This is a genomic window from Halomicronema hongdechloris C2206, from assembly GCF_002075285.3.
GTDB classification, from domain to species: Bacteria; Cyanobacteriota; Cyanobacteriia; order Phormidesmidales; family Phormidesmidaceae; genus Halomicronema_B; species Halomicronema_B hongdechloris.
Genome location: NZ_CP021983.2, coordinates 3,709,095 through 3,726,352, shown reverse-complemented (window position 1 = coordinate 3,726,352; position 17,258 = coordinate 3,709,095). Strand labels below are relative to the sequence as shown.

Below are 17,258 nucleotides of genomic sequence, written 5' to 3'. Positions count from 1 at the left end.
TGACGCAATGGCAGAGCTCCATGGCTGCAGATAGGCAACCGATTCATGTGATTGGCGGTGGGCTGGCGGGGACTGAGGCCGCCTGGCAGATCGCCCGTTGGGGCGTGCCGGTCATCCTCCACGAGATGCGGCCGCAGAAACAGTCTCCGGCCCACCATACCGAGCATCTGGCCGAACTGGTGTGTAGCAACTCTTTCGGAGCCCAGGCGACGGATCGGGCTTCGGGGCTGCTGCATCAGGAGTTGCGCCAGCTGGGATCGGTCGTCATCGCCCAGGCGGATCGGCATCAGGTGCCGGCCGGGGGGGCCTTGGCGGTGGATCGAAGCATTTTTAGTCAGACTCTAACGGAAACCCTGGCCAGCCATCCCCTGATCGAGTTGCGGCGGGATGAGGTCACTCAAATGCCAGCGACCGGGATTGCGGTGCTGACTACGGGACCCCTCACCAGCGAGGCCCTGTCAGCAGATCTGCAACACTTTACCGGCCAAGCCTATATGAGCTTCTTCGATGCCGCCAGCCCCATCGTTGTCGGGGAAAGCATTGACCGCGATATTGCTTTTATGGCCTCTCGCTATGACCGCGGCGAGGCGGCCTATCTCAACTGCCCCATGAATCGGCAGGAATACCTGCAGTTTTGGCAGGCCTTGGTTCAGGCAGAACAGGCAGACCTGAAGGAGTTTGAGCAGGAGACGGCCAAGTTTTTCGAGGGCTGTTTGCCTATCGAAGAGATGGCTCGCCGCGGCGAAGACACCATGCGCTACGGCCCCTTGAAGCCAGTGGGGCTATTTGATGCCCGCCTGGGGGATTTTCGCGATCCGGCTAATCGCTCTAAGAAGCCCTACGCCGTGGTGCAACTGCGCCAGGAAGATAAGGCCGGCCAACTCTGGAATATGGTGGGCTTCCAAACCAACTTGCGCTGGGGTGAGCAAAAGCGGGTGTTTCGCTTGATTCCTGGTCTGCAACAGGCGGAATTCGTCCGCATGGGAGTGATGCATCGCAATACCTTTATCAATTCGCCCCAACTGCTGCAGGCAACCCTGCAGTTCGACCGTAGGCCCAGTTTGCTGGCAGCGGGGCAGCTGGTGGGCACAGAAGGCTATACGGCGGCAGCGGCCGGTGGCTGGTTAGCTGGCACCAATGCAGCGCGGTTGGTCCTGGGGCAGGAGCCCTTGACGCTGCCTGGGACGATGATGATGGGGGCGCTGTTTGAGTTCATTAGCTCGGCAGAGCCCAAGTATTTTCAGCCGATGCCGCCTAACTTCGGGATTCTGCCGGCCCTGCCGCAAAAGATTAAGAATAAGCGGGAGCGTTATGGCCGTTATCGCGATCGCAGCTTGGCTGACCTCAGCACCTGGGCCGGTCAGCATGACCTGCCACTGCAGTCTCCGGCCTTGAGTGCCAGTGCCTAGGGAGTGATGGCAAAGCATGAGCCATGACCAGGGTGTAATACCGGATGAGCAGGAGCCTTCCTTAGGCCACCAGCGTAGCTGGTACTGGCGGGGTTGGCGAATTCGCTACAGTTTTTTGGTTGCCGCTAGGGCTACGGATCGACCGCCAATACTGCTGTTGCATGGATTTGGGGCTAGCTTAGGGCAGTGGCGCCGGACCCTGGCCCCCTTGGCTCAGCAGCATCCCGTCTATGCCTTGGATTTGCTAGGGTTTGGCGGCTCTGCTAAGGCCGCTACCACCTTCGGCACTGACCTGTGGGTAGAGCAGGTCCATGACTTCTGGTGTCATTGGTTAGGGGAACCGGTGGTGTTGATGGGCCATTCCTTGGGAGCTTTGGTGGCGCTGACGGCAGCCATTACCTATCCGGAGATGTGCGATCGCATCGTCCTGTTAACCCTACCCGCGGCCCGCCAAGAACTCTTGCCTGGCTGGCTAGAAGCCATCGCCCGGCCCCTAGAGCGCACCTTTTCCACGCCACTATTGATTCGGCCCCTATTTGGTGTCGTGCGCCAGCCCTGGTTGCTGCGAGCAGTGCTACGCAATCTCTACAGCCGTCCCGAGCGCGTGGACGCCGCCCTGGTCGACAGTTTTGCCCGTCCGCCTCGAGAGCGCGGCGCCGCCCGCACCCTCTGCTACCTGGTGCGATCGCGCACTAATACCCATTTCAGCCCCGCTACCCGGCCTTTGGTCCAGCAACTATACCATCCCACCCTACTGCTGTGGGGACAAGCCGATCAGGTGATTCCACCCCAGTGGGGGCGCCAGGTGACCTGCCTGAATGACCACGTTACCTTAGTAGAACTGCCCAACGCCGGACACTTCCTCTACGACGAGTACCCTGACCAGGTCAACCAAGCTATCCTAGACTGGCTGGGAACGGACTTCTCAAGGGAAGTCTCAGCTAGCCCCCATTAAAACGGTGACATCGTCCCCGTTGTCGATAAGCCAGTGCGATGTTGGCGCAGATGCTTCGCTGCCCGCCGCGCCCGCCAGCGTCGAATCGCCGCCGCTTCCCGTTGGGTATGGGTCAGGTGGGTATTCATCGGCACCACCGTCTCATGCTGGATGGGTGGCGTTGACTGACCGGCATGAGGCAACGTCATGCACGTGGCCAGGCTATCTAAGTGAGGTTCCAGGGCTAGGGCCTGCTCTACGTCTTCAACCGACTGATAGCGATCATCGACCAATGGTTGCAACATCTTCGTCAACACCCCAGCAAAATGAGAGCTAACGGAAGCAAAGCGCTGCCACTGAATCGCGCCTGTGCTCGGGTCTGTATCAAATTCTATGGGCGACTTCCCGGTCAACATAAACAAACTAGTCATGCCCAGGGCATAAATATCACTGGCAAAACAGGGGCGCAGCGCTAACTGCTCCGGTGGCGAAAAACCAGGAGTCCCAACAAACTGAGTCATCGGAGCTTGCAGACTATCGTCATTGCTGAGGTATTCCCGCACCGCCCCAAAGTCAATCAACACCAGCCGCTGATCCTCGCGACAGCGAATGATATTCGGCGGCTTAATGTCACGGTGAATGATGTGATGACGGTGGACAAATTTAATCACCGGCAAGATTTCCCGTAGGAACTGCTTTACCTGGGCTTCCGGCTGACGACCAAACCGTTGCACTTCCTTACGCAGAGTCTCTCCCTGGATGAACTCCTGCACCAGGTAAAACTCCCCCTTAATGGTGAAATAATCGAGTAGTCGGGGAATCTGAGAATGACTCCCCAGTTTCGATAAGATATGGGCCTCGCGCTTGAAACGCACCCGGGCTCGCTGTAAGGCCAAAGAATTACTGATTTTGGGGCACAGTTGTTTCACGACGCACAGGGGGGACCCTGGTAAGATCTCATTCTGAGCCAGATAAGTGACCCCAAAGCCACCTCGCCCTAACACCCTGACAATGCGATACCGATCTCGAAATAATTGTCCAGAGCGACAACAGTGGAGAAGATAGTTGTCCTGGGGGCGGGCCGCCCGAATCTCAGATAGATCGACGGGAGACTCCTGCATAAATGTCAGCCTCTTGAGTCATCAGGGATAACGAATCTGGTCAGTCGCATTTATAACCTAACCTAGACCGTATAAGCCAGGGAAAAGATTCACGGGTTTTGCTGTTAGGTACGATTAACTCTTCATGACGATTGGCAGTCCTGTTAGATCCTGACCTCGTGACCAGAGTATGATGGCTGCTACCAGTTACTGGCCTCGAAGCCCCTGATATCTTACCTATTTATTGTAGTTGTCAGCAGCTATGGGTAGGGAGAATCGAAAGGTACTGCCTTGACCCGGCTGACTCTCCACTTCGATACGACCGCCTTGGAGTTCTACTAACCGGCGGCAGATGGTAAGGCCAACGCCAGATCCCTCAGAAGAGGATTGGTCCCGTTTCGTCTCTACCGTATCTTTAGAGGCTGGCTTAGCTCTCCAGAAGCGTTCGAAAATGTAAGGTAAATCAGCCTCAGCAATACCGGTGCCTGTGTCCTGGACCTGCACCCAGACTTGGCCCTGAACTGCCAGGGCAGTGACCCAGACCGAGCCCCTAGCCGTGTGGCGCAGGGCATTGCTGAGCAGGTTGACGACGATCTGCTCTACCCGCTCAGGATCTGCTTTCACCAGGGGTAAGTTATTGGGGCACTCCAGTGTCAACTGCACCTGCCCATCAACCAACTGATTGTCAAAATGATGCACCAACCCTGCCAATAAGGGACAGAGAGCCATCGGTTGGGCTTGAATGGGCAAATAGCCCGCCTCTAATTTCGATAACTCTTGCAGATCATTGACCAACCGTTTGAGTCGAGTGGTTTCGCGGGCTAATCGTCGATATATGTCAGGCGATGGTTCGATGGTGCCATCGGCCAACCCTTCCAGATATCCCTTGACGATGGTCAGGGGGGTACGTAATTCGTGGGTCAAATCGCCGATGAGTTCTCGCCGTCGCTGCTCGACGCCAGCCAGATCATCGGCCATGCGGTTGAAACTGGTGGCCAGCTGATCGAGTTCAGGGATATCGGATGCGGGTACCCGCTCCTCTAAGTCCCCTGTGGCAAATTTACGGGTCACCTGTTCTAGTTGCAGCAGAGGCTGCACAATGCGCCGGGATAATAAAAAACTGAGGCTACCGGCAGCTCCTCCCCCCAGCAAAATTGACCAAGTCATGCCTCGGGCCCAGGCTGACTCAAACCCCTGAATCAAATCGGTTCGCACCTGGCGCACGCCAATACCGTAGCGTTCAATGCGCTGCAACGTGATGATAAAAAGCTTGGGGGAGTAAATCCAGCTGACGCTAGCCAGTGTCACAATACCCACCGCCATCACCATTAAGTGAGATAGCAATAGACGGCTGCGCAGGTTCAGTTTGGACATGGAGCAGGTGGCGATAGGGTCGCTACGGGGATAGGAGCCAACTTAGCGTAGACCACCTGTCAACGACAGATTTAAAGGTGGTTTAGCCCCCCCATCAGAGACTCAGTCCCCAGACAGCTGGGATGACTGCAGGGACACTTGCTCAGCATTAGTCGGCGTGAGGGCTGATTGTAGTAGCGGCGTATGGGTGACTGAGTTGTTGGCTAGAGTGAATAAGGGATTGGACAGCACCCCTGCTAGTGAGGTAACAACGACCGTTAAGACCAAGCTGACCTGAAGAGGCCGCATACCTGGTAAGGTCCAACAGATTTCGGGGTAGTCTTTGACGGCATCAGACATCTCATGGGGCTCCTTCACCACCATCATCTTGATGACTCGGATGTAGTAATAGATAGAGACAACACTAGTGAGTAGACCCACCAGCACTAGGCCATAGGCTCCAGCCTGCCAACCGGCCCAAAAAATGTAGAGCTTACCAAAAAATCCGGCCAGAGGCGGAATCCCTCCCAAGGAGAGCAGACAAATACTCAGACCCAAGGTTAATAGGGGATCTTTCTGATAGAGACCACTGTATTCGCTGATCTGATCGGTGCCGGTGCGTAGGGAGAACAAGATGACGCAAATGAAACCGCCCAGGTTCATGAACAGATAAATCAGCAGGTAGAAGATCATGCTGGCATAGCCGGCTTCGGTGCCGATAACCAGGCCAATCATGACAAAACCTGCCTGACCAATTGAAGAATAGGCCAATAGCCGCTTCATACTGGTTTGGGCCAGGGCGACAACGTTACCGAGCACCATGCTGAGAATGGCTAGGGCGGTAAAGACAAATTGCCATTGCTGGGAAACTGCTGGAAATGCTGTCACTAGCAGTCGAATCGCTAGGGCAAAGCCGGCTGCTTTGGACCCTACCGATAGGAAGGCTACCACAGGGGTGGGGGACCCTTCGTAGACGTCAGGAGTCCATTGGTGGAAGGGGACAGCGGCAATTTTGAAGGCAATGCCAGCAATGACGAAGACCAAGGCGACGATCAGGCCAATGGGGGCATCGCCTCCTTCCGCCAGGACCGTATTGGCAATTTCTGTCAGGCGGGTTTGGCCTCCCGACAGACCGTAGAGCAGAGAAACACCATAGAGAAAGATGGCAGAGCTGGCGGCCCCAATGAGCAGATACTTAAGCGCGGCCTCATTGGAGCGGGGATCTCGCTTCATATAACCGGTGAGGAGATAGGAAGCAATACCCAGGGTTTCTAAGGAGACAAAGACCATCACCAGTTCATCAGCCCCGGTGAGGAACATGCCGCCCAGGGTGGCCGCCATGAGAATCACCAGAAACTCGGCCAGAGAGGTGCCTGATTGCTCCACATAGCGCACCGACATGGGAACCGTGACGGCTGCCGATAATACAATGATGCCTCGGAAGACAACGCTGAGGGCGTCTCCATTAAATCCCCCCAGGAAGGCAATGGGGTTGTCAATGTCCCATTGGAAGACCAAGGCGACGAGGGCGACGAGGAGACCTGCGATCGCAACGTAAGGAGTCCATCGGGCCGACGAGCGCCCGACAATCAGATCTCCGACCAGAACTGCCAATAGGGTAAGGATGACAATGCCCTCTGGCAAAATGGCCGCTGCATTAAGCTGCGCACTAAGGTTGACAACATCCATGGAGACTGATCCCTCGAACTGGATTCAACAAAACGTAATGTATTGACCGGCCCAAGCTTCCATCGGCTTTCCAGCAACGTCATTGTAAAGACTGCCCAGAGAAACTTGAACAATTGTATACCTGGCATCTTATCGCGTATTTTTACCTATGAGGTGATATCACCTGATTTCTCAGCTAATGTCCTGGGCCACAGGGCCACTGTCCTACGGTAACGACCTAGCCCTGGTGCTGATCAACCGACAGTTTTTCAGTTACCCGGAGATGACAGCCTCCATCCATAAGCGGCCGCTACGGTGCGGCAGCCAGTGGCTCGGTTCAGTCATCACTGCTAGCAAGGGCCATCGATCTTTTCCCAGACCGTGCAGTAGAGTGGTAACCACCTGACCTTCTCAGTTATAGATCAGGGAAGATCTGTCATCTGGCTGACTGTTGACCTGGCTGACCCATTGATGCTGATCGTTCGGACAGGATACAGTCACGTGATCCGTCAGAGGTACAAAGAAGCCATATCCATCCAGCAAGCGAGCGATTTCGGAGGCCGTTGAACCAGCTCTATGTCAACTCTTGTCATCGTTGAGTCGCCGACTAAAGCCAGAACTATCCGCAACTACTTGCCCTCGGACTACCGAGTCGAGGCCTCTATGGGACACGTGCGAGATCTGCCCAAGTCAGCCAGTGAAATCCCGCCTGCTGTTAAGGGGGAAAAGTGGGCTCAGCTAGGGGTCAATCCCGACGCTGATTTTGAACCCCTCTACGTAGTGCCCAGTGACAAGAAAAAGGTGGTTAAGGAGCTGAAGGCAGCGCTGAAAGAGGCGAATGAATTAGTCTTGGCAACCGATGAAGACCGAGAAGGGGAGAGCATTAGCTGGCACCTACTGCAGGTCTTAAAACCCAAGGTACCCATCAAGCGCATGGTGTTCCATGAGATCACCGAGGAGGCGATTCAGGTAGCCTTGACCAACTGCCGCAACATCAACGATCAGCTGGTCCGGGCCCAAGAAACGCGCCGCATTCTCGATCGGTTGGTGGGCTATACCCTATCGCCATTGCTCTGGAAAAAGATCGCCTGGGGATTATCGGCTGGACGGGTCCAGTCAGTTGCCGTAAAGCTCCTGGTAAAACGGGAGCAAGCCCGTCGGGCCTTCCGCAAGGGTAGCTATTGGGATTTAAAAGCAACCCTATTGGCCTCCGAGTCCCCCTTCGAGGCCAAGTTGGTGGCCCTAGACGGTACTCGCCTAGCGACTGGCAGTGATTTTGACGAAAATACCGGACAAGTTGCTGCCGGCCGCCAGGTCGTCTTGCTGCATGAAGCTGAGGCCAATGCCCTGAGAGAGCGCCTACAAGCTGGGGGTTGGACCGTTAGCAATCTAGAAGAACGTCCGGCTACCCGGAAACCATCAGCTCCCTTTACCACCTCAACCCTACAGCAGGAATCCAACCGCAAACTGCGGCTCTCGGCCCGAGACACCATGCGCATTGCCCAAAGTCTCTACGAGCAGGGCTATATCACCTACATGCGAACGGACTCGGTGCATTTGTCCGAGCAGGCGATTGCAGCAGCTCGCAGCTGTGTGGAGCAGAAATACGGTCACAATTACCTCAGTCCCAAGCCCCGTCAGTATGCCACTAAGAGTAAGGGCGCCCAGGAGGCTCACGAAGCGATTCGCCCTGCCGGTAGTACCTTTCGTACTCCCCAGGAAACCGGTCTGTCTGGCCGAGAGTTAGCCCTCTATGATTTGATCTGGAAGCGGACAGTGGCGACCCAGATGGCCAATGCCCGCCAAACCCATGTGACCGCTACCATTGATGTCGACAACGCCACCTTTCGGGCGACAGGCAAGCGCATTGATTTTCCGGGCTTCTTTCGCGCCTATGTAGAAGGGTCCGATGATCCCGATGCGGCTTTAGACGATCAAGAAGTAATTTTGCCACCGATGGCAGTCGCTGATCCCGTCAGTTGCACCGAGTTGGAGGCCATTGGCCACGAAACTCAACCGCCGGCCCGCTATACCGAAGCCACGTTGGTAAAAACCCTAGAGAGTGAGGGGATTGGTCGGCCTAGCACCTATGCCACGGTGATTGGCACCATCATCGATCGGGGCTACGCTCAATTAGCTAACAACAGTTTGATCCCCACCTTTACAGCCTTTGCCGTCACCTCTCTGTTGGAAAATCACTTTCCTGATTTAGTAGATGAAGGCTTCACGGCTCGCATGGAGCAAACTTTAGACGAAATCTCTACCGGAAGTGCCGACTGGCTGCCCTATCTGCGTGAGTTTTATAGCGGCAATGATGGCTTAGAGCAACAGGTGCAGCAACGGGAAAACCAGATTGACCCACAGCAGGCCCGTACAGTTGATCTGAATGGTCTTGAGGCAACGGTGCGCATTGGCCGCTATGGCCCTTACATCGAGGCCGAGAATAATGGTGACTCGGTCCGGGCGTCTATTCCCAATGATATGACGCCAGCTGATTTGGATGCAGACCAAGTCGAGATGCTGCTGAAGCAAAAGACTGAGGGGCCCGACAAGGTGGGACTGCATCCAGACACGGGGGAACCTATTTTCGTGTTGGTAGGCGCCTACGGCCCCTATGTGCAGTTAGGAGAAGCTACCGACGATCGGCCCAAGCCGAAGCGAGCCTCTTTGCCTAAGGGCATGACTCCAGATGATGTCACCCTGGAGATAGCTGTGGGGCTGCTTTCCCTGCCTCGAACGCTGGGATATCACCCTGAAACCAATGCCCCGGTGAAAGCTGGACTGGGTCGATTTGGCCCCTATGTGGTCCATGATCAAGGCAAAGAGGGTAAGGATTATCGGTCGCTGAAAAAGAATGACGATGTCCTCACCGTAGATTTGGCTCGCGCCCTAGAGTTATTAGCTGAACCGAAGGGCCGGCGAGGACGGCGCAAATCAGCCACACCGCTGCGGGAGCTGGGTCAGCATCCGGACGATGGCGAGTTGGTTGCGGTGTATGACGGTCCCTATGGCCACTACGTTAAACATGGCAAGGTGAATGCTTCCCTGCCGGAGGACACCTCGGTGGAGAACGTTACTCTGGAGCAGGCCCTAGGGCTGTTGGCGGCCAAGGCGGCGACGACGAAGACTAAGCGTCGCTCCACCAAAGGCAGTACGTCGAAGAGCGGTACCTCGAAGGGGGGCACTGCCAAGAAGGGGACCAGTGCTAAGGGAGGACGGACCAAAGGTCGTAGCTCAAAGACGGCGGCGTCACGGAAAAGCAATCCTTCGGCCAAGAGTTCCACCGCCCGTAAAGACAAGGAATCCTAGGAAGCAACGTCAGCCAATTAGTACGTCAGCTAGGGCGGTCAATAGCCGTTGATTATCGTCTGGGGTGCGGATGGCGACTCGGAAGTAGTGTTCTCCCAATTCAGGAAAGCTGAGACAATCTCGGATCAGGATGCGATGTCGGCGCAGTAGGGCTTCCTGCAGGGGAGGAACTGGCACATCAGAACGCACCAGTAGATAGTTGGCCGCACCTGGCCATGGCATCAGTCCTGGCAGCTGAGTGAGGCCATCGACGAGTTGAGGCCGAGCTTGCCCTAACCAGGCCCAGCTCTGTTGTTGAAAGGGTTGATCTTGAATGGCAGCTAGGGCGGCGGTGGCAGCCAATATGTTCACAGGCCACGGATCACGCCAGTGTTGCCAGCGCTGCAGCCGCTCTGGTTGGGCAATGGCGTAGCCTAGGCGTAGCCCCGGCAGGCTGTAAAACTTGGTTTGCGATCGCACCACCACCAAATTGTCATAGGGGCCGACCAGATCGATCACACTCTGTTGTTGCCCGGGTGGCAGAAAATCCATGAACGCCTCGTCTACCACCACTAGGGCACAGGTATCCAACAGGGGCAGGATCTGATCTCGGTGGAATAGGCGCCCGGTAGGATTGTGGGGATTATTCAACAATAGTCCCGAGTCTGGGGATATCCCCTGGCGTTGTGGGGCCGAAGCGATGGCCTGTTCTAGGGAGATCTCCGTCCCCTGATTCGTGAGTAGGGGGCAGGACACGATGGTGGCGGCAAATCCTTGCAATCCGCGACGATAATCACCAAAAGCAGGTGTAGGTAGTAGGCATGCCGTCTGAGTCGCCAACTCACGGCAGGCCCACGTCAATAGTTCAGCGGCCCCATTGCCTGGCAAGATCCAGTTCGGAGAAATGCCATGGTGACGGGCCAAGCCCTGGCGTAATTGACTGTAGGCGGGATCTGGATAGGTTGCCAGAGAAGACAGTTGGGCCTGAATCGCTGCCAGCACAGTGGCAGGCGGCCCCAAAGGACTGACACTGGCGGAAAAATCTAATAGAGAACTGGGGGGACAACCGGCCAACTGAGCAGCCCAGGTCAGATTCCCCCCATGAAATGGTCGATGAACTATAGAGGTTGACAACGGCTTCAGACTACTTGGCCACCATCTCTTTAAACTGCTTACCGGCAGAAAAGGCAGGTACCCGAGTCGCCGGGATAACCATAGTATCTCCGGTTTTGGGATTACGCCCCTCTCGTTCTTTGCGTTCACGGCGCTCAAAAGACCCAAATCCGACTAGGGTCACTTTGTCGCCATTGGCCACGGCTTCCATGACTGAATCAATCATGGCAGTAATGACAGCATCCGCTTCTTTCTTAGTTACGGAGGCTTTTTGGGCCACCTGATCGACGAGTTCGCCTTTATTCATAACGTTGTGTCTCCTATTGGACTATCTAAGTATGGAGGTATCGCCTGACCAAACAGGTCAGTCCTGACTTGGCATGGCGGAAAAATCCGTCCAAATGGCTGAAACCCCTGAAAAGTCGAAATTTCACTGCCCTATTCTAAGGGCAACCCCGCCAATATGGAACGATGGAACCTTTAATTTATGTGGATTTCGGGGTTTTTTAAGAAAAACGAAGCACTTAGGAGAGATTTACTCTTGTTTCAGTCAAGATTACCCCTGGGGAAATGGGATCGCCAATGACGCCACCGTCTCCTACAGAGCTAGGAAATCCGGTGGCAAAGCAGGGCCCTGTCAGTCCTTAAGGCAGTATGCTTTTCTCAGTAAATATTCATCTGGCTATCAGCTCCCGTTAGGGCTCCATTGGAGACAGTAAGGGCCAGAGTTCGGGCAGTTTTAATGTAACTATGCTGACAACGAGTTTAACCTGGGCGCTTCTGGCCGGTTATGGCCTATTTGTTTATCGGGTTGTCCGCCAGACGACCCCCCATAAGGCATCTGCGGCAGCCTTCTTCCAGGGAGAATCTGAGCAAGGCCGGGCACCAGGATTGTGGCTATTGGTAGCCAGTGCTGCCATCTCCTGGATTTTTGCTAAGTCCATCGACAACGCGGCCAATCTGGCCCATGCCTTCGGTGTATGGGGAGGTATCGGCTACGCCATCTACTATCTCAGCTTTGTCACGGCCGCCATCGCTCTCTATTTCATTCGCATGTGGGGGGGATACCGCTCCATTGCCGAATTCCTAGTCAGCAAATACGGTCGAATCTGTGCTCGCCTCTTTTTGCTGGCCATTGCCATTCGCTTGCTCAACGAAGTGTGGTCCAATACCAAGGTATTTTCCCTCTATTTTGGTCCCGAGGGCAGCGGTGGCTACTGGCTGGCAGCGCTCTTGGTGACTCTGTTTACGGTGTATTACAGCCTGTGGGGGGGCTTGCGCAGCAGCCTCTTGACTGATGGGGCCCAGATGGTGCTAGGGGCTGGGTTGCTGGTGCTAATCCTGGTGGTGCTGGGGCCGGGGCTCGCGAGTCAGGGCTTGCCAGCGGTGGAAACCGATACCCGCTTAGCGGGGCTTACCTTTTGTGGGCTCGCCTTTGTCCAGATCTTTAGCTATCCCTTCCATGATCCGGTGATGACGGATCGGGCCTTTATTACCTCTCCCCGCACCATGGTCAAGGGATTTATCCTGGCCGGTGTGCTCAGTGGTGGATTTATCTTTCTATTTAGCTTTGTGGGTCTCTATGCCCGTCTCAATGGCCTAGAGGGTTCCCCTGCCTTGACTGTACCGGCCCTGTTTGGCTTACCTATGCTGCTGGTGTTCAATGCCATCATGCTCACGAGTGCCGGCTCCACTCTAGATTCGACCTTTTCCAGTGTGGCCAAATTGGGGGCACGGGACTGGTTTAATCGAGGCGGGATGCCCACCGAGGCTCAGGCGTTTGTGGGGCGTTGGTGGATTATTGCGATCGCATTGCTGGGCAACTTGCCCCTGCTGAGTATTTATATGGGCGATCGCATCGGCCCGGCTGTGATTATGGCCACCACCATCAGCGGCACCATGGTCATGGGGCTGGCCCCCATTTTTCTGCTGTCGTTTCTGCCCTCGGCCGGCCCCCTCAGCTTTCATTTCGCCTTCTGGCCCGGGTTAATCGTTGGAGTGCTGCGAGTGGTCGAAAACGCCGCCAGCCTCACCCTCTTTCCAGCTTGGCTCAGCCTGGGAGGTGGCAAATACGCCCTAGATTTGGGGGTGAATGTATATGGATTGCTGGTGTGCACGCTGGGATATCTCCTGGGGGGCCGCCCTGAGCAGAGGGCGTGATGAGAGGGAAGAGGGAAGGGGCAAGGAAAACAGGTAGCGTGGGTCGTTTTACTTAAGCGAGAGAAGTTATGAGTGGTCAGGGAAGGACCCACGGGGGAAAGAGAGGACTGAGGGCGGAGGAAGGTGATGAGTGATGAGTGATGAGTGATGAGTGATGAGTGTTGAGTGTTGAGTGAGTGAATGGTTTGGTTCCCTGTCAGACGGTGGATGAGGAAAGAGGTAGGGGCATGGGAAAAGGCAGCGGGCTTCAATTCAAAACTCAAAATTCAAAATTCAAAATTTATTGCTACCTTGCCGATGCGACGCGATCTAGCGCCACTAACCGACAAGCCCTTCCGCAGGTCCAGGGCAGTAGTTCGACTTCGTTGCTCCTGCGGAGCCGCTGTCGCGCTTGGCGGAGCCTGGCTGAAAGCCATACACTACAAGCAGTTCGACAACGCTCACTACAGGCGGTTTGCCCTGGTCGTGGGGGTCTGAGGGACGCGAAATTTCCCCGGTGAGCTCTCTGACCGGGGAGATCAAGTGTGGTTTTATCGTGAGCCATCGCTACCGAGCGACCCGCCCTTCCATGGGGTCTAGGGTGGTCTCCTCGCGCAGACTAGCAGCCTGCACTACCCTGCCCGCTCACTTGCTAGGCTGGTAATGAGAACGCCAGATGCGACTATGCTGGACCAAACTGCTCAATTTCTAACCCCAGAGGAGTCGGCGGAGGTAGATAAAGCCTTGCTGAGTTCGCCAGAAAAGTTCCTCACCCGGCTCACCATCTCCACCGCCAAGCTGCTGAATTATATTGCGGCAGACCTAGACACCTCCGTCGCGGCCCTAACGCCGCAGCAGATCATTGCCTGGTTCGAGAAAGAAGCCAAAATCAAACGCGAGCAAGGAGTCAATGCCTCGGTGCTGAAATGGCAGGCGGATAACTTGGAGACGTTGACTGACCCAACGTCTCCGGTGTCTAGGGGAGCAGGTGAGTAATCGGGGCAATAGAGATCGTCCCCGGGGGCGGACTTATGCTAAGACTAGGGCAGATGCCTCGAGCAAGGGGACGACCGTGGCTCTAGATCTGGTTGCTGCCACCACATCCAACTCGAGATCTGAAGTTTTGTTTTCTCCCTGGTAAAGCGCCAGGTCTAGCCTTGAACGCGGTGCCAGGAACTTTGCAAATCAGCTGCAAACCAAATAGTGAAGGGGTAAGGACATCGTCATGGGGTTATTTGATCGCGTTAGCCGAGTCATTCGGTCCAATCTCAATGCTGCTGTCAGCTCAGCGGAAGATCCAGAGAAGATCCTGGAGCAAGCCATCATTGATATGCAGGAAGACCTGGTGCAGATGCGCCAGGCTGTAGCTAGTGCGATCGCAAGTCAGAAACGGATTCAGCAGCAGCACGAGCGGGCCCAGGCAGAAGCTAACACCTGGCATCAACGGGCTCAACTGGCTCTACAGAAGGGGAACGAAGAACTGGCTCGGGAAGCACTAAGTCGCAAGAAGGCTCAGGCTGAAACCGCCAGTTCCCTCAAGGCCCAACTCGACCAACAATCTGGACAAGTCGAGCAGCTGAAGCACAACCTGATTGCCTTAGAAGGGAAAATTTCAGAGGCTAAGACCAAAAAAGACATGCTCAGGGCTCGGGCCAGTGCCGCTAAGGCCAATGAGCAACTACAGAGCACCATGGGGCGCCTGGGCACTAGTAGTGCCATGGGCGCCTTTGAACGCATGGAAGACAAAATTATGCAGATGGAAGCCCGGTCTCAGGCTGCCGCTGAGCTAGCCGGTGCCGATCTCGAGAGTCAGTTTGCGGCCCTAGAGGCTGGCGGTGACGTGGATGCGGAGTTAGCCGCCATGAAAGCTCAGCTGAGTGGTGGGTCCGTCGATCAAGCCTCGTTACCGGAAGGGGAGACCTCCCAGCAGCAACCGACTGATGAGAATGTGGATGCGGAGCTAGAGGAACTCAAGTCTCAGTTGGATCAATTGTAGGTAGAACATCCGCCGCGCCAATCCCCTCGCTGCCAGGAAGCAAGATACCCTGCTGCGCTAACCGATTGCCATCTCTCCTGATCCAGCGGGTTTGCAAGGGGGGCTCGATCGGTAGAGAACGGGATTACTAAAACGGGGACACCAGAGGTAACACTATGCAACTCGCTGACCGAATGGCACCGTTGCAGACCAATGTCTTTGCCGACATGGACCGGGCCAAGGCCAATGCCATGGCAGCGGGACAGTCCATCATCGATCTGTCCTTAGGGTCTTCGGATTTGCCCACGGCCCCCCATGTGCTGGATGCCATTGCAGCAGCCCTCTACGATTCCAGCACCCATGGCTATGCTCTCTTCCACAGCACCGATCCCTTTCGGCGGGCCGTAGCCACCTGGTATGAGCAGAAATTTGGCCTGCCGGTGGACCCTGAGACTGAAGTCCTGTTGCTGATTGGCTCTCAGGAAGGAACAGCTCACCTACCCTTAGCCCTGCTGAATCCAGGTGACTTCGCCCTACTCACCGATCCAGGTTATCCCTCCCATGCCGGCGGGGTGCACTTGGCCAGCGGTCAGATCTATACCATGCCGCTGTTGGCCGACCATGGCTTTCTGCCCCAGTTTCAGGACATTTCCCCGCAGGTGCTGAGCCAGGCCCGGATGATGGTACTGAGCTATCCCCACAACCCCACTACGGCCCAGGCATCCCTGGAGTTCTGGCAGGAGGCGGTGGCCTTTTGCGATCGCAACCAACTAGTGCTAGTCCATGACTTTCCCTACGGCGACGTCACCTACAGCGGACAGCCTGCCCCCTCAGTGCTTCAGGCCGACCGTCAGAAGCGAGTATCCATCGAATTTTTCTCCATGTCCAAGTCCTACAACATGGGCGGCTTTCGAGTGGGCTACGCCATCGGTAATGCCGAGTTGATTACCGCCCTGCGCCAGGTGAAAGCCAATATAGACTTCAACCAATATCGCGGCATCCTCCAGGGCGCCATCGCCGCCCTAACCGGCCCCCAAGATACCGTGCACCAAACCGTGGAGACCTTTCGGCAGCGGCGAAATACTTGCATCGCCGCCCTAGATCGCATCGGCTGGGCCGTACCCACACCGACCGCCACCCAGTACATCTGGGCCCAGCTCCCCCAGCCCTGGACTGACAACTCCATTGACTTCGGCGTACAGCTGGTAGAGGCCACGGGGGTAGCTGTGGCCCCAGGGCGTGGCTTCGGCAAGGCAGGGGAAGGCTACGTACGTCTGGCTCTGGTGCATCCTGTTGCTGTACTAGAAGAGGCTGTCCATCGGATAGCCAACTTTCTGCAGGTCCATTCACCCCATCGGATTCGGGGAAAAACCCCTCCGGTCAAAGGAACAGTAGGGCGGTAAGATGAGAGAACTTTAGTGGCCCCGCTGGCCCCTCGAATATTGCCTGCATGGCCGGACGCATCTTAATCATAGAGGACAACGATGCCAACCGCCTGTTCCTCACCGACTATCTGGAATATTGCGGTTATCGCGTCATGGGACTATACACGGGCATTAATTTGCTCACCCACCTGCAGGCTTTTCAGCCCCAGCTTATTCTGCTAAACCTGAAACTCCCTGACATTGATGGGTATACCCTGCTCAAGCAATTGCAAGACACACCCTGGCGTGATGTGCCAGTGATCGTGCTGTCAGGCTATGCCTTTGCCACGGATCAACAGCGAGCCCTGGCGCTGGGAGCGCGGTATTACTTGGTCAAGCCGACTCATCTGCAAACCCTTACCCAAATCGTTCGTCGGTTTCTACCGCCAGATGACGATTCCTCTGAGGATCCTCGGCCTTGAGGGGGAGGAAGTAACGGTTCGAGATCCCTACAGATGCCCCATAGACGGTGTCGATAAGCCCCCATTTATAGTGTTGGCAGACATTGCCGCTCGCTCCATTGCCCAGTCTAGGGAGGCTGACTAGCTCGCCACCGCCCAAAGCATTGGAGCGGTGGCTTATACCCCTCAAGCATCGGATTGGCCGCGCTGCTCAGCCAAGAACTGCTCGACCTCTTGGCTGAGTTGCTGAACAGACTGGCCAATATTAGCCATCGTCGCTTCCAGCTGAGACGATACCAGACCGGCCTGCTGTAGGCGGTCTAAAATTTCTCGCACCTGCTCACGGTAGCGAGCTTCAAATTGATCAATGGTTGTCATCTGTGAATGGCTCCTAGCAAAGGGCGGTTAGATAAAACACAAGCTGTCTCCAGCATGGGAATAGGGCTAAACAAAT

The 17,258-nt window shown here is 55.7% G+C and carries 14 protein-coding genes; 8 read left to right on the top strand and 6 right to left on the bottom strand.

Features of this window, described 5'->3' with window-relative positions; translation table 11 throughout:
* The first annotated feature begins 20 nt into the window (after nucleotides 1-20).
* Nucleotides 21-1,409, top strand: coding sequence for an FADH(2)-oxidizing methylenetetrahydrofolate--tRNA-(uracil(54)-C(5))-methyltransferase TrmFO (trmFO, locus tag XM38_RS16895; RefSeq protein WP_088431741.1), 1,389 nt, complete (start codon nucleotides 21-23; stop codon nucleotides 1,407-1,409).
* Nucleotides 1,410-1,425: 16 nt separating this feature from the next.
* Nucleotides 1,426-2,364 carry an alpha/beta fold hydrolase gene (locus tag XM38_RS16890; protein WP_088430484.1) on the top strand — a complete coding sequence of 313 codons (939 nt, stop codon included), beginning with the start codon at nucleotides 1,426-1,428 and terminating at the stop codon, nucleotides 2,362-2,364.
* Here XM38_RS16890 and XM38_RS16885 read toward each other — a convergent pair.
* The 3 genes from XM38_RS16885 to XM38_RS16875 all read right to left on the bottom strand — a co-directional run bounded on the left by XM38_RS16885 (nucleotide 2,361) and on the right by XM38_RS16875 (nucleotide 6,485).
* Complete coding sequence (locus XM38_RS16885) at nucleotides 2,361-3,464, bottom strand: serine/threonine-protein kinase (RefSeq protein ID WP_088430482.1); 1,104 nt, start codon at nucleotides 3,462-3,464, stop codon at nucleotides 2,361-2,363. The two genes, XM38_RS16890 and XM38_RS16885, sit on opposite strands and share 4 nt — an antisense overlap.
* A 216-nt stretch (nucleotides 3,465-3,680) precedes the next feature.
* Entirely contained in the window at nucleotides 3,681-4,817 is a 1,137-nt protein-coding gene (locus XM38_RS16880) for a sensor histidine kinase (RefSeq protein WP_088430480.1), read from the bottom strand.
* A 102-nt stretch (nucleotides 4,818-4,919) separates the two neighbouring features.
* Complete coding sequence (locus XM38_RS16875; RefSeq protein ID WP_080806635.1) at nucleotides 4,920-6,485, bottom strand: NAD(P)H-quinone oxidoreductase subunit N; 1,566 nt, start codon at nucleotides 6,483-6,485, stop codon at nucleotides 4,920-4,922.
* A 555-nt stretch (nucleotides 6,486-7,040) separates the two neighbouring features.
* On the opposite strand from XM38_RS16875, the gene topA reads away from it, so the two are divergent.
* On the top strand, nucleotides 7,041-9,773 hold the full coding sequence (gene topA / locus XM38_RS16870; RefSeq protein WP_080806637.1) for a type I DNA topoisomerase: 2,733 nt from the start codon (nucleotides 7,041-7,043) through the stop codon (nucleotides 9,771-9,773).
* A gap of 9 nt (nucleotides 9,774-9,782) precedes the next feature.
* Here topA and cobD read toward each other — a convergent pair whose 3' ends face one another.
* The gene (gene cobD / locus XM38_RS16865; RefSeq protein WP_225889339.1) at nucleotides 9,783-10,886 is read right to left on the bottom strand and encodes a threonine-phosphate decarboxylase CobD; all 1,104 of its coding nucleotides are present in this window, start codon (nucleotides 10,884-10,886) and stop codon (nucleotides 9,783-9,785) included.
* A gap of 10 nt (nucleotides 10,887-10,896) precedes the next feature.
* Nucleotides 10,897-11,172, bottom strand: a complete 276-nt coding sequence (locus tag XM38_RS16860) for an HU family DNA-binding protein (RefSeq protein WP_080806639.1) — start codon at nucleotides 11,170-11,172, stop codon at nucleotides 10,897-10,899.
* A gap of 443 nt (nucleotides 11,173-11,615) precedes the next feature.
* Here XM38_RS16860 and XM38_RS16855 point away from each other — a divergent pair, with 443 nt between their 5' ends.
* The 5 genes from XM38_RS16855 (at nucleotide 11,616) to XM38_RS16835 (ending at nucleotide 16,825) form a co-directional block, all read left to right on the top strand.
* Entirely contained in the window at nucleotides 11,616-13,025 is a 1,410-nt protein-coding gene (locus XM38_RS16855; RefSeq protein ID WP_080806641.1) for an SLC5/6 family protein, read from the top strand.
* A gap of 663 nt (nucleotides 13,026-13,688) precedes the next feature.
* Nucleotides 13,689-14,000, top strand: coding sequence for a hypothetical protein (locus XM38_RS16850; RefSeq protein ID WP_080806645.1), 312 nt, complete (start codon nucleotides 13,689-13,691; stop codon nucleotides 13,998-14,000).
* Nucleotides 14,001-14,229: 229 nt separating this feature from the next.
* A complete protein-coding gene (locus tag XM38_RS16845; RefSeq protein ID WP_080806647.1) occupies nucleotides 14,230-15,000 on the top strand; it encodes a PspA/IM30 family protein in 771 nt (256 codons plus the stop codon).
* Nucleotides 15,001-15,155: 155 nt separating this feature from the next.
* Nucleotides 15,156-16,382, top strand: coding sequence for an LL-diaminopimelate aminotransferase (locus XM38_RS16840; RefSeq protein WP_088430478.1), 1,227 nt, complete (start codon nucleotides 15,156-15,158; stop codon nucleotides 16,380-16,382).
* A gap of 47 nt (nucleotides 16,383-16,429) precedes the next feature.
* Nucleotides 16,430-16,825 carry a response regulator gene (locus tag XM38_RS16835; protein ID WP_080806652.1) on the top strand — a complete coding sequence of 132 codons (396 nt, stop codon included), beginning with the start codon at nucleotides 16,430-16,432 and terminating at the stop codon, nucleotides 16,823-16,825.
* A 165-nt stretch (nucleotides 16,826-16,990) separates the two neighbouring features.
* Here XM38_RS16835 and XM38_RS16830 read toward each other — a convergent pair whose 3' ends face one another.
* Nucleotides 16,991-17,182: a hypothetical protein gene (locus tag XM38_RS16830; protein ID WP_080806655.1), complete on the bottom strand. Its 192-nt coding sequence runs from the start codon at nucleotides 17,180-17,182 to the stop codon at nucleotides 16,991-16,993.
* Nucleotides 17,183-17,258: the final 76 nt, after the last annotated feature.

Coding starts and splice junctions, on each gene's coding strand:
- XM38_RS16830 (WP_080806655.1), bottom strand. CDS start 17,182: ATGACAACCATTGATCAATTTGAAGCTCGCTACCGTGAGCAGGTGCGA.
- XM38_RS16875 (WP_080806635.1), bottom strand. CDS start 6,485: ATGGATGTTGTCAACCTTAGTGCGCAGCTTAATGCAGCGGCCATTTTG.
- XM38_RS16890 (WP_088430484.1), top strand. CDS start 1,426: ATGAGCCATGACCAGGGTGTAATACCGGATGAGCAGGAGCCTTCCTTA.
- trmFO (WP_088431741.1), top strand. CDS start 21: ATGGCTGCAGATAGGCAACCGATTCATGTGATTGGCGGTGGGCTGGCG.
- XM38_RS16845 (WP_080806647.1), top strand. CDS start 14,230: ATGGGGTTATTTGATCGCGTTAGCCGAGTCATTCGGTCCAATCTCAAT.
- XM38_RS16885 (WP_088430482.1), bottom strand. CDS start 3,464: ATGCAGGAGTCTCCCGTCGATCTATCTGAGATTCGGGCGGCCCGCCCC.
- XM38_RS16860 (WP_080806639.1), bottom strand. CDS start 11,172: ATGAATAAAGGCGAACTCGTCGATCAGGTGGCCCAAAAAGCCTCCGTA.
- XM38_RS16855 (WP_080806641.1), top strand. CDS start 11,616: ATGCTGACAACGAGTTTAACCTGGGCGCTTCTGGCCGGTTATGGCCTA.
- XM38_RS16880 (WP_088430480.1), bottom strand. CDS start 4,817: ATGTCCAAACTGAACCTGCGCAGCCGTCTATTGCTATCTCACTTAATG.
- XM38_RS16850 (WP_080806645.1), top strand. CDS start 13,689: ATGCTGGACCAAACTGCTCAATTTCTAACCCCAGAGGAGTCGGCGGAG.
- XM38_RS16835 (WP_080806652.1), top strand. CDS start 16,430: ATGGCCGGACGCATCTTAATCATAGAGGACAACGATGCCAACCGCCTG.
- XM38_RS16840 (WP_088430478.1), top strand. CDS start 15,156: ATGCAACTCGCTGACCGAATGGCACCGTTGCAGACCAATGTCTTTGCC.
- topA (WP_080806637.1), top strand. CDS start 7,041: ATGTCAACTCTTGTCATCGTTGAGTCGCCGACTAAAGCCAGAACTATC.